This window comes from Sporosarcina sp. P32b, from assembly GCF_002743335.1.
Classification (GTDB): Bacteria; Bacillota; Bacilli; order Bacillales_A; family Planococcaceae; genus Sporosarcina.
In genome coordinates, this window is the sequence record NZ_PDZB01000013.1 from 53,639 (window position 1) to 65,708 (window position 12,070).

General features: G+C 44.8%; 12 protein-coding genes. 7 read left to right on the forward strand and 5 right to left on the reverse strand.

Annotated features, from left to right (window positions below; all coding sequences use genetic code 11):
* Positions 1-105 precede the first annotated feature (105 nt).
* On the forward strand, positions 106-816 hold the full coding sequence (locus tag CSV64_RS10270; RefSeq protein WP_099634876.1) for a gamma-glutamyl-gamma-aminobutyrate hydrolase family protein: 711 nt from the start codon (positions 106-108) through the stop codon (positions 814-816).
* A gap of 84 nt (positions 817-900) precedes the next feature.
* Here the strand turns inward: CSV64_RS10270 and CSV64_RS10275 are convergent, their stop codons facing one another.
* Positions 901-1,599: a YjjG family noncanonical pyrimidine nucleotidase gene (locus tag CSV64_RS10275; RefSeq protein ID WP_099634877.1), complete on the reverse strand. Its 699-nt coding sequence runs from the start codon at positions 1,597-1,599 to the stop codon at positions 901-903.
* A gap of 199 nt (positions 1,600-1,798) precedes the next feature.
* Here CSV64_RS10275 and CSV64_RS10280 point away from each other — a divergent pair, with 199 nt between their 5' ends.
* The gene (locus tag CSV64_RS10280; RefSeq protein WP_099634878.1) at positions 1,799-3,280 is read left to right on the forward strand and encodes a phytoene desaturase family protein; all 1,482 of its coding nucleotides are present in this window, start codon (positions 1,799-1,801) and stop codon (positions 3,278-3,280) included.
* A gap of 130 nt (positions 3,281-3,410) precedes the next feature.
* Positions 3,411-4,166 carry an IclR family transcriptional regulator gene (locus tag CSV64_RS10285; protein WP_099634879.1) on the forward strand — a complete coding sequence of 252 codons (756 nt, stop codon included), beginning with the start codon at positions 3,411-3,413 and terminating at the stop codon, positions 4,164-4,166.
* Positions 4,167-4,213: 47 nt separating this feature from the next.
* Here CSV64_RS10285 and CSV64_RS10290 read toward each other — a convergent pair whose 3' ends face one another.
* Both CSV64_RS10290 and pxpB read right to left on the reverse strand, forming a co-directional pair.
* On the reverse strand, positions 4,214-5,203 hold the full coding sequence (locus CSV64_RS10290; RefSeq protein WP_099634880.1) for a 5-oxoprolinase subunit C family protein: 990 nt from the start codon (positions 5,201-5,203) through the stop codon (positions 4,214-4,216).
* Positions 5,194-5,934, reverse strand: a complete 741-nt coding sequence (pxpB, locus tag CSV64_RS10295; protein WP_099634881.1) for a 5-oxoprolinase subunit PxpB — start codon at positions 5,932-5,934, stop codon at positions 5,194-5,196. The genes CSV64_RS10290 and pxpB overlap by 10 nt, the downstream gene beginning before the upstream one ends.
* A 305-nt stretch (positions 5,935-6,239) precedes the next feature.
* Between pxpB and CSV64_RS10300 the strand changes: the two genes are divergently transcribed.
* From CSV64_RS10300 to CSV64_RS10310, 3 genes are read left to right on the forward strand one after another with little or no spacing between them, the layout of a single operon-like run.
* The gene (locus tag CSV64_RS10300; protein ID WP_099634882.1) at positions 6,240-7,016 is read left to right on the forward strand and encodes a LamB/YcsF family protein; all 777 of its coding nucleotides are present in this window, start codon (positions 6,240-6,242) and stop codon (positions 7,014-7,016) included.
* Positions 7,013-8,239 carry an NRAMP family divalent metal transporter gene (locus CSV64_RS10305; protein WP_099634883.1) on the forward strand — a complete coding sequence of 409 codons (1,227 nt, stop codon included), beginning with the start codon at positions 7,013-7,015 and terminating at the stop codon, positions 8,237-8,239. Before CSV64_RS10300 ends, CSV64_RS10305 begins: the two co-directional genes overlap by 4 nt.
* Before the next feature lie 19 nt (positions 8,240-8,258).
* On the forward strand, positions 8,259-9,050 hold the full coding sequence (locus CSV64_RS10310) for a putative hydro-lyase (RefSeq protein WP_099634884.1): 792 nt from the start codon (positions 8,259-8,261) through the stop codon (positions 9,048-9,050).
* Positions 9,051-9,155: 105 nt separating this feature from the next.
* Here CSV64_RS10310 and CSV64_RS10315 read toward each other — a convergent pair whose 3' ends face one another.
* On the reverse strand, positions 9,156-9,923 hold the full coding sequence (locus CSV64_RS10315) for a 3-hydroxybutyrate dehydrogenase (protein WP_099634885.1): 768 nt from the start codon (positions 9,921-9,923) through the stop codon (positions 9,156-9,158).
* Positions 9,924-10,415: 492 nt separating this feature from the next.
* Here CSV64_RS10315 and CSV64_RS10320 point away from each other — a divergent pair, with 492 nt between their 5' ends.
* Entirely contained in the window at positions 10,416-10,970 is a 555-nt protein-coding gene (locus tag CSV64_RS10320; protein WP_099634886.1) for a competence protein ComK, read from the forward strand.
* 422 nt (positions 10,971-11,392) lie between these two features.
* Here CSV64_RS10320 and CSV64_RS10325 read toward each other — a convergent pair whose 3' ends face one another.
* Complete coding sequence (locus CSV64_RS10325) at positions 11,393-11,905, reverse strand: sigma-70 family RNA polymerase sigma factor (protein ID WP_099634887.1); 513 nt, start codon at positions 11,903-11,905, stop codon at positions 11,393-11,395.
* Positions 11,906-12,070: the final 165 nt, after the last annotated feature.

The window sequence follows — 12,070 nt, forward strand, 5'->3', positions numbered from 1 at the left end:
TTCTATTAACTTTTTAACAATGCAACCATCCCTGAATAACTTCCCACCAATTCGGGTATAGAATATATCATTACTTGCAGGAATGTAAAAGGGAGAGTGCACGACATGAAACCATTAATCGGTGTAACGTCAGATATAGACCAAAACGGAGATACGCTAGTTCAGACTCGATACATACAAGCGGTTCGACAAGCGGGTGGCGTACCGGTCATTTTGCCGGTAGGACTAGAAGCAATTGAAGAAGTGTGCGATCGATTGGATGGTGTGTTGCTAATCGGAGGGGAAGATGTGGATCCTTATTTGTATGGTGAAGAACCACATCGGCAGCTTGGGAAAGTGTTGCCTGAGCGGGATGAGTCGGAGCTGGCGTTAATTAAAACGATGGCGGATCAAGACAAGCCAGTGTTTGGGATTTGCCGAGGGTATCAGTTGATCAATGTGGCGTTCGGTGGAACGATTTATCAAGATATGTATGCGCAGTTATCAGAGGATTTATTGCAGCATCATCAGCTGACGGATTTAGACTTTGCGTTTCATTCGATTGATATTGTGGGCGATAGTAAGTTGGCGGAGTGGGCAGGCACTTCGGAAGTCCGCGTGAATTCGCTGCATCATCAGGCGGTGAAGGAAGTACATGCACCACTTGTCGTAACGGCGGTTGCGAAGGATGGTGTCATTGAAGCTTTTGAGAGTACTGCACATCGTTTTGTCGTAGGGGTTCAGTGGCACCCTGAAGCGATGGTGAAGCGGGAAGATCGTTTGTCGTTGAAGTTGTTTGAGAAGTTTATTAGGGCGGCGGGCGATAGAAAGTACTAGTTTCTTGAGCCATTCATTAGTAGCCGAATAAGTATATGCGTAACCCCTCCAACGAAATGTATTGGAGGGGTTACTTGTTTTAGATTAGTTGTTCTTTACAGTCGAACGGCCCGCGCTGAATTCTGCCCATGAATGAATTTCATAGCTTGGCTGAATTGCTGTATGGTTTTCGCGCCGATCTGGATTGAACCAGCATGTATCGATGCCAGCGTTGATTCCGCCTTGAATGTCGGAAGTTAAAGAGTCGCCGATCATGAGTACACGGGATGGATCGGTGATGCCTAGTTTCTTAAACGTATAGTCAAAAATCTCGGGTTGTGGCTTTTTGTAGCCTGTCTCTTCTGAAGCGATGATCGCTTCGAATGTATTGCGTAAAGGCGAGCCGGCTATGCGAGCATGTTGGGCGATGGTAAAACCGTTCGTTAAGATCGCCAATCGGTAATCAGTTAGCTTTGACATCATCTCTTCTACGCCGTCGATCAAATGTGATTCATGGCCTAGGTTTTCGATGTATAGTTCTCCGAAGTGTGCTGCGTCTAGTTGTAGTTCGTGATGTGCAAATAACCGACGGAATCGTTCTACTTTTAATTCTTCAATTGTGATGCGTCCTTGTTCGAGATCATCCCAGATGACGGAGCTGATCGCGCGGTATGTATCGCGGTACGCTTCTAGGCCGTTTGGTAGTCCGAACGTGTTAAATGTATTGCCAAGTGCGTGTTTTTCTGTTTCTTCAAAATCGAATAATGTATCGTCTAGATCGAATAATAGTACATCGTATGGCATATAAAAGAACTCCTTTTTTAAAAACAATAAGTACTAGTATACCATGGGGGAATAGACTACAGGGGAATTGTCTACTAGTGACAGTGGGAGGTACGTGAATGAGTGATTCGTAGGGCGTATGATATAATCATCCGTAACATTTACCAAATAATGAAGTCCATCTAGTGGATTTGTAAGATATAGGGAGAAGGTGATTTCCATGAGCAAAACTGTATGTGTCATCGGTGCCGGTATTGGCGGCTTACTGGCTGGTGCTCTGTTGGCTAAAGAAGGCTATCAAGTGACCGTTCTTGAAAAAGCGACGAGAGTGGGTGGGTCAGCAGGTTCTTATGTGCGAAATAAACGTATATTTCCTGCTGGTGCGACGATTGCTTTCGGATTGGAAGAGCAGGGGTTACTAGACACGCTGTTTACTGAACTTGACTTGAACGTTCCGTTTGTTTTGCTCGATCACCCGATGGATGTGGTGATGGAAGACCGACAAATTTCATTGTATCGCGATAAAAAGGCTTGGGAAGAAGAGCTGATACGTGTTTTTCCTGAAAGACAGCGTGACGTCATCGCCTTTTGGAACAAATTAGAGCAAATCAGTGACGCGGTATATGGAGTGACGGCTACCGGCGTGTCGTTGCCGATCCAGCGCGTATATGATCTAGGGAAGTTGCCGAGCCATGCGGTTACGCACCCGGGAAGTATGTTGCGTCTAGCTCGCCATGCTACGCGGACAGTGGAAGATTTACTGCGTACATATAAACTTGATCGTTATGAACCGCTGCGACAGTTTATCGATGCGCAGTTGCTTGACGCGGCACAAACTAACTGTACGGAAGCGGCTTTATTGCCGTCGAGTCTGGCGTTGACGATTTACAGAAGAGGCAGCTTTTATGTGGAAAAAGGAATGAGCCAGTGGAGTGAACTTCTGGCGGAGAAAATTGTAGAGCTTGGCGGAGAAGTGATTACAGCTTCACCTGTTACAGAGTTGCTATATCAAGAGAAAAAGTGGCATGTGACGAGTAGAAAGAAGACTGAAGCTTATGACGTGGTGGTCAACAATGCAGGTGTTTCTTTCGGACCGCGTACGAGTCATTCCGAATCAAAGGAGTTTGCGTGGGGGGCTTTCCGAATCGATGCGCTTCTTTCGAATACATTCTGGCAGCAAGAGCTCGACGGCAGACCGTTACCTTTTGCCATTCAAATCGTGCCGGATAAAGAACGGACAGTGCTTCATTCAGACGGCCACGGCCCAGTATATGTAACGTTTCAGCCTGCTTATAATCGCCGCAATGAACGCATGGAAGACGAGATCATGATGACCTGTTCGATTCATACAGATGCGGCGCTGTGGGAGCAGTTATCAAAAGAAGAATATAAAGAAAAGAAGGAAGTCGTAGCGCAAGCGATGTTGGCTGAAATCCAAAAAGTTCTTCCTGTTGAAGACTATGTACTGTATTCGGAAGCGGGTTCTCCTGAGACGTATAAAAAGTATATCGGTAAATCAGAAGTAGGCGGTTTTCCTTTGACGGTGAAGAATGCGATTTGGAAGCCAAAAAGTGTGCGTTCTTCTTTGCCACAATTATATATTGCAGGAGAGCAATCGTTTCCGGGGCCAGGGACGCTGTCTTCAGCATTGAGTGGTAGTCATGTGGCGCGGGCGGTTATGAAGACATGGCCGCTTGATTGATTGGAAAGCGTTCATTTTATGATAACTAAATGGTATGTGCTTCCAACTACTTCAATGTTATAATCAACCATATCGTGTGTTTATCCAAAATATAAAATTGATTCAGCCTATCAATCAGAAAGGAGCCCACATGAGCACAAACAATAAAACAGTCGTCCGCTCTCTGGACATCCTAAATTTATTCGTCGATCACCCAGCTCTAACATTCCAAGAAATCATCGACCTATCCGGTATCCCGAAATCCTCGGTCTACCGCATGCTATCTTCACTCGAAGAAATGAAGTTTCTCGAGAAGGGTGCGGATTCACAGTATCGTCTCGGATTATTGCTATTGAAATACGGTAGTCTTGTATCGAAACGTTTGGACATTCGTAAAATCGCCTATCCCATTATGGAAGAGCTTCACCAAGATGTGAAGGAAGCGATTAATTTGATTGTCCGGCAAGGGGATCAGGCGATTTATGTGGAGAAAATCGATACGTTCCAGAAAGTTCGTTTGTATACGGCGATTGGACGAAGCAGTCCGTTGTATGCGGGGGCTTGTTCGCGGATTATTTTGTCCTATCTATCGGATAGCTATATCGCCGAGTATTTGGATAAGACCGAATTACAGCAGTTTGGTAGCGGTACGTTCACGGATCGAGAGTCGTTGCTTGCGTCTATTCAAGAGACGCGGCAGAAGGGCTATGCGCTCAGTAATTCAGAGCTTGAAAATTTCACGTCTTCTGTGGCGGCGCCGATTTTTGATTTTAGTGGAGATGTAATTGCGGGCATTAGTATCGCAGGTATTGAAGCAAATTATCAAGAAGAGCATTTGAAAATACTCGTTCCGAAAGTGAAAGAAGCTGCCTCGGAAATTTCTCGGCAGCTTGGGTATACAGGATGAAAGAAACCTTTGTGATTCAGTTCATCTGAAACACAAAGGTTTTTGTTTTAGTAGCGAAGATTATGTTGGATACCAATTTTAAACTGGTTAATTAGCTCTTCTTTTGCGATCAGTTCACGCTCAGCTTCTGCATGTGTGATGAGTTTGAAATAGAGTGTCGCGTTCGGTTTTACTTGCGACAGACTACCTAAGTCAGCAGTGATCACTTGTCCGATTTTAGGATAGCCGCCAGCCGTTTGTCTGTCCGCCATTAAAATAATCGGCTTGCCGTTAGGAGGGAGTTGAATTGTTCCGAACGTCACACCTTCCGATAGCATTTCCAGTTTCTCCGTTAACGAAAGCGCCTGTCCTTCGAGTCGTAAGCCCATTCGGTTTGATTGCGGCGTGACGACATACGGCTCGCGCACAAGTCGTTGTTTGCTCGTATCGTCAAAGTGCTTATATTCTGTGCCTTCAATGAATCGAATCGTTTGTGTAGATTCCAAACTAATTAACGGATGATGCGGTACAGCCCAGTCAGGTGTGCCTTCACGTTCAATCAACGTAAAGACTTTGTCGTTTGATTCCGTTAATGGTCCGAATGAAAGCTGATCGTTTTGCTGCAGTGCTCTTCCTTTAAAACCGCCAATTCGCGCCACCATATACGTACTTTTACTTTCCATCACGACGGGTATATCAATCCCACCGGCAATAGCCAAATACGCTCGACATCCTTCAATCGCAAAGCCAAATTTCAGTATCGAGCCTTTTCTGACGATAAGTGGCCGCCAGTTGGCAACAGGGATTCCATCAACCGTCGTTTGAAGATCCCCGCCAGTAATCGCGATCAACGTATCTTCTTCAAACTGCAGCTTCGTTCCAAATAGCGTGATTTCTAGAACGCCTTCACGTTCATCATTGCCGACAAGCAAGTTCGCAATGCGCATCGAATAGCTATCCATGGCACCGCTTACAAGAACACCGAATTTTTGTGAACCGGTCCGACCGATATCTTGAATCGTAGTCAAGAGCCCTGCGTTCAATACGTTTACTGACATGTCGTCACCTTCTTTTGCTCATCATACTGTTCTTGTGTCATCGGACAAAACTTAATTTTATCTCCAGATTGCAATAAAGACGGGGGAGACATATCCGGTACGAATAGATCCGTCGGTGTGCGTCCGATAATTTGCCAGCCGCCTGGTGTTTCAAGTGGATAGACACCGGTTTGTTTACCTGCGATTCCGACCGAGCCAGGAGGAATGGATGTCCGTGGCGTTAATTTTCTCGGTGTCGCAATGCGTTCGTCGAGGCCACCGAGAAACGGAAACCCTGGTGCGAAGCCGATCATATAGACGAGATATTCAGGTGTCGAATGAATTTCAATGACTTCTTCAATAGACATGCCATGCGTTTCCGCCACAATGTGCAGATCGGGACCGAATTCTCCACCATAGAGAACAGGAATTTCTACTAACCTTCCTTTGGTAATAGGAAGTTCAGATATTTGGATAGCTAGCGTATTAATATAATCGGTTACTTTTTCAATAGGCGTGCCGGCAATTTGAAAGCCGTTTTTTGATTGATGGACGAGATACGGAGAGTAGTAGACCGCCAAGCTATTATAGGCAGGAACCGACTCGATGAATCCGTCAAATGGGTATTCATCCAAGAGATAGGATAGATTTTTCACTTGCTGGTGGATGGAAGGATGGATGCCTTCTCCTAGTTTTATAATGATGGCAGAATCGCCAAGTACTTTTATATCGAGAGATTTCTGTTCACTCATCGTAACATCTCCTTCAAATTCCGAAATTCGAAACCGTTATTCTGAAAAACGAATCGTAGTTCTATTATAGATTTCTAAAGAGAAAATACAAGCTTATTATTCAGTTAGTAAAAATACTCACCATATTTCGACAATGGTCTATTCAACAAAAGATTTTTATGATAGACTAAGTTTCAAGTTCAAAACCTTGGTTTCGAATTTCGGAACTAAGCGATATGCAAACGCTTACTTCTTGTTGGCAACTTAGCGATTCACTCGTTTTATGATGGGCTGGTCGTTGTAAAAAAACAATGGGGGTTATGGATATGGTAAAAGTAGATTTGAATAGTGATTTAGGAGAAAGCTTTGGTCGGTATACATTAGGGGAACAAAAAGAGATTTTGAAATATGTAACCTCTGCCAATATAGCATGTGGATTTCACGCAGGCGATCCTTCCGTAATGCGGGAGACGGTGCAACTTGCGATCGATAACGGAGTACGAATTGGAGCGCATCCAGGGTTGCCGGATTTAGTTGGATTCGGACGTAGAGATATGAATATCACGCCACAAGAAGCGTATGACATGGTCGTCTACCAAATCGGGGCATTGCAAGCGTTCCTTGCTGTACATCAAGAACCGATGCAGCATGTGAAGCCGCATGGCGCGTTGTATCAGATGGCGTCAAGAGATCAAGGGATTGCAGAAGCTATCGCTAAAGCGGTCTATGATGTTTCACCTTCGCTTGTATTGTTCGCTCTTGCAGATAGTGAATTATCAAAAGCGGGGGAAGCGATTGGACTCGAGACAGCGCATGAAGTATTTGCCGATCGTACGTATCAATCAAACGGCATGCTCACTTCGCGTTCGCAAGACGATGCGATGATTACCGATCAAGAACAGTCTGCTGAACAAGTGATTCAAATGGTCAAAGAAGGAAAAGTACGGTCTCAACAAGGGACGGACGTTGCTTTACGGGCCGACACTATTTGTATTCACGGAGATGGAGAGCATGCAGTGGAGTTCGCGAAATACATTACAGACCGGCTGAACGGTGAAGAAATTACTGTGACGGCTATGGCTGATCGGGAGGATGCTTTATGAAAAATGAGAAGTTAGGACTGACTCATGAGCAGGAACAGAAAAAAGTAACCCGTGGCGTCTTACTTGGCGCCGCCTTCCTGATGGCAACTTCGTCTGTTGGACCTGGTTTCTTAACACAGACCACGGTATTTACAGAGCAACTCGCAGCAAGTTTCGGTTTCGTTATTTTAATTTCATTAATTCTAGATGTCTTTGCTCAAATGAATATATGGCGAGTGATCGCGGTTTCTGGTTTACGTGGACAGGAAATTGCCAATAAAGTGTTGCCAGGTCTAGGTTTCGTCCTCGCCTTCCTCATTGTCGCAGGAGGTCTTGCGTTTAATATTGGAAACGTCGCGGGTGCAGGTTTAGGGCTGAATGCGATGGTTGGAATCGATCCAATCATGGGTGCGGTCATCAGTGCGGTGTTTGCGATTTTGATTTTCATGGTGAAAGAAGCAGGCAAAGTGATGGACAAAGTCGTTGCCGTTGCCGGTGTATTGATGATTATTTTAGTCGTGTTTGTCGCGTTCAAAACGTCGCCGCCAGTTGGAGAGGCAATCGTCAGAACGTTTAACCCTTCTGAAATTAGCTTCTTCGCGATCGTTACGTTAGTCGGAGGTACAGTCGGTGGGTATATTACGTTCGCAGGTGGACACCGTTTGTTAGATGCAGGAATTAAAGGCATTGATTCTGTTCCATTGGTCACGAGAAGTTCCGTTACAGGTATTGTTGTTACGGGTATCATCCGCGTGGCGTTATTCCTAGCTGTACTCGGGATTGTTTCACAAGGATTGCAAATTGATCCAGACAATCCACCAGCATCTGTGTTCCAGCTAGGTGCAGGAGAACTTGGATTGAGGTTGTTCGGTGTCATCATGTGGGTAGCGGCTATTACGTCCGTTGTCGGCGCAGCGTATACATCGGTTTCATTTATCCGCTCGTTCCACCCATTCATCGAAAAGTATCACAACTGGATTATTATTTTATTCATCATTGTATCAACAGCAACATTCGCATTCGTTGGAAAGCCGGTTACGATTCTTTTATTAGTAGGGGCGTTGAACGCATTGATTCTGCCACTAGCGCTAGGTACGTTGCTCATTGCGGCGTATAAGAAGAATATTGTCGGTGAATACAAGCATCCACTTTGGTTGACGATCGGTGGCGCGATTGTTGTGGTCGTCATGGGCGTGTTAAGTGTTATCACGTTGATCGAACAGATTCCATTACTTTTTAAGTGATCGGCAGGGGGTTGTATAGATGGAAGCATATCGTTCTATGAAAGCGCAAGAAGTTCGGAAATTCATTCGAGAGCAAGTCATTACGGGGCAGACGTCTGGAATGGCGACAGGCTTTACGCAGGCGAATTTGGTCATCTTAAAACAACAGCATGCGCTTGATTTTCTGCTGTTTTGCCAACGCAATCCGAAGTCTTGTCCGTTATTAGATGTCACAGAGCCGGGTTCATATCGTCCGGCTAAGATTGCTGAAGGTGCAGACATTCGTAGTGAACTACCGAGTTATCGTATTTATAGAGACGGTGTCTTAGCGGAAGAAGTGAACGATATTACGGATTACTGGGAAGACGATATGGTAGGCTTTCTAATCGGTTGCAGTTTCACGTTTGAAGCGCCGTTACTTGCGGGTGGAATTCCTATTCGCCATATCGAGGAGAAGCGCAATGTCCCAATGTATAAAACGAATATTGCTTGCACAAAGGCCGGTATTTTTGAAGGGCCGACCGTAGTCAGTATGCGTCCAATGAAGGCGCAAGACGCGATTCGCGCGATTCAAATTACGACGCGTTTTCCTGACGTTCATGGGGCACCGATTCATCTCGGTGATCCTAGTTTGATTGGAATCAACGATATTTCGGCACCAGACTTTGGTGAAGCCGTAACAATTCATGAAGACGAGATTCCTGTATTCTGGGCGTGTGGCGTGACGCCGCAAGCTGTAGCGATGCAGAGTAAGCCATCGATTATGATCACGCATTCTCCAGGTTGTATGTTCATAAGTGATATGAAGGATTCAGAGCTTAGTGTTTTATAAATAAAGAAGTTCTCAACGCGACGAGTTGTCGGTTGAGAACTTTTTTGATTGCGCGGGGTAAAAGCGTGATTCTACAGCTATCCTACGCATATCAAGGAATACACCTTACTGCACCGTATACCCACCATCGAGCACAATCGCTTGCCCGGTAATCCCTTTCGCACTATTACTTGAAAGATACAGCGCAAGATCTGCCACTTCCTTTACATCCAACAACCGTTTCTGGGGAACTAAAGGATAGATAATCTCTTCCAGCACCGATTCGAGCGGCACGCCGCGAACTTCCGCTAAGTCTTCAAACTGATTGCGCACAAGTGGCGTATCCACGTAGCCGGGGCAAATTGCATTGACGGTAATGCCGTCAGCTGCCGTTTCGAGCGCAGCCACTTTCGTCAGGCCAATGACGCCGTGCTTCGACGAGTTGTACGCCGCTTTGCCCGCGAATCCAACAAGTCCGTTAATCGACGCCATATTTAAGATCCGGCCGAATTGCTGCTTTTTCATATGCGGCAAGACGAGCTTTGTCGCAATGAACGGCGCAGTGAGCATCACTTTTACTAGTAGTTCAAATCGTGCGGTAGGGAAGTCTTCGAGCTTTGCGACGTGCTGCAAACCTGCATTGTTAATGAGGATATCGATTCTGCCGAAGTGGGAGATTGTTTCATCGATTGCTTGTTGAATGTCTTGTTCTTTCGTGACATCACATTTCAGGCCGATTGCGCCGCCACCTAACGTGACAGCCGCTTCTTTTACTTTTTCTTCATTTACATCCGTTAACACGACGATGGATCCAGCTTCTGCGAATGCTTTCGATATTTCGAATCCAATTCCTTGAGCCGCGCCAGTGATGAGTAATACTTTATCTTTTACCATAATGACTTCCTCCTAAGTGCTTACCTAAACCGCATAATGTCTTGCTATGTATTTTAATTCACATCATATACTAAACGCAATGCTTCTACACAACTCATTAAAAATACAAAATATGTCAAATTATATGGTAGTTCAACAATAAAATCAGAATAATGGAAATGGAGGTAGACGTAAACATTATAGTACTATATACTAGTCCTTAAGACAGGTACTTTGTATGAAATCCGCTATGTAAACGCTTACTATATGTGAAAATGAATGAATGCAGGTCGATAACTAAAGCTCTGTTTATTGGCCTGTTTTTTGTGCGTCAACTGAAGGGAGGTGAGAAATTAATGCGTTACCTAGTGGATAGAGAAAATCCCCGAGTGCTTCATGTCATGGGAGACAGACTCGAGGATTTAGTAGCTGGTGTATACCAACATACCGTTAGTATACCCCTTTATTCCACTAACCGAAAGGTGTTTCTATAAAAAAGGGGGATAATGGGGCATGAATGAGGAAACGAAGTCAGTAATTTCACCGGGGACGAGTATGGTCTATCCGTATTATGATGATGAAGGAAAGTTATGTGCGGTGTTATTGAAAGACGGTGATTTTGTACAAGTGGAACATAGTCCAACCGAGGTAGTGGACTTGAGTATGCTATTTTACGGAACGAGTTTGCGCGGTGGGATCGATGGTGGCAAGGCGTTGATGGGGAGTATCCACATGACGCCCGTGATGGTCAATGAGCGATTGGATATCTATTTATTTCCTAGTAAATCGCCTTCAAGTAATGAATGTGTGTGGTTTTCATTGTCACATATCCTCACGTTCTTGCCGTTCGATAAAGAACATACAAAAGTGATATTCCGCGATGGCAATGTGTTCACTGTGAACTGCAGTTATTCGGTGTTCCAGAGCAGATACCAGCGGTCATGCATGTTGAAGAATGGACTGACGGCTAGGTTCACACAAATGGCGCTTGGCGTGAGGAAGAGTTACAAGACGTATTTGATCCGAAAGAATCATAAGCGTGGGAATTATGAGATATCGGATGAGTAAATAGAGTGATACATAGCGTTCCTCTTAGGAGGAGCGCTTTTTCTGTCGAATGGATTTGTGAAATATTCACTGTTTTGTCTAAAGGGGTGGTATAATCAGTATAATTATGAATCGTTTGGTTGGGAACTATGTTCATGAGCGGTCAGGAGGGAAGAGTATGTTGTTTGATTTCTTTAAGCCGAAGTGTGAATATTGTAAGAAACGGACGTCTGTTTATCAGGGATATTATTTGCCAAATGATAAGAAGATCAAGGTTTGTTCGTCTTGCGCGCGTTTTGCGCAGCGTCGTGGGTTTCGGAAGTGGAAGGGGTAAGAGTGGGGTGTTGTCTTCCACTTACGTTCAACTGAAATCGTCATCTAACATAGAATCATACATAAAGACAAAGGCAAGAGCTACCCATTGGGGCGGCTCTTGCCTTTGTTTAGTTTTCTAAGCTTTGTTTGGCAGTGAGTTGATCTTTCAGTTTTTTCAGTATTTTTTCTCGACGTTTTTTGATTCCTGGAACTGAAATGCTGAAGTGGGTGGCGCATTCCGCTTGGGTTTTGTTTTCTACGTATAGTTTGAGTAGTAGTTCGCGTTCTTTTGGTGGGAGCGCGGTGATGATTTCGTGTAGTGCATTGTTTGGGTCTTCCATGAAGTCGTATTGTGCTAGATTTTCTAACGTTTCGGTTTCGACTGATGTGTTCACATCGCTAAACCGGCTTTCTTTTTTCAAGTCGTCAAGCATAGCACCATAAATGGAGCGGTAGGCGAACGGAGTGAAGTTTCCTTTCGTTTCGTCAAAGCGCGTCCATGCTTGGAAAAGTGCAAAGCGTCCGGTTTGGCGGAAGTTGTCGAAATCACGATAGATGTGTAGTTTTCTTATGACAGCTGAGATCATCGGTTCATATTGTTCCATAACTTCTTCAAAGTTTTCATTCTTCCTGTTTTCCATTCAAGCGACCTCTTCAGGCCGTGCACGACACTTTGTATTCCCTGGGTATCTATATAATAGAAAGTTTTGAAGGAGATATCGAATCGTCATGTTCTCGTTTTGCTTAGGGGAAATGGGTGCTTTTGTTAGGGGAAACGAAGTGGTTTGATTGGTGGAAGTTGATAG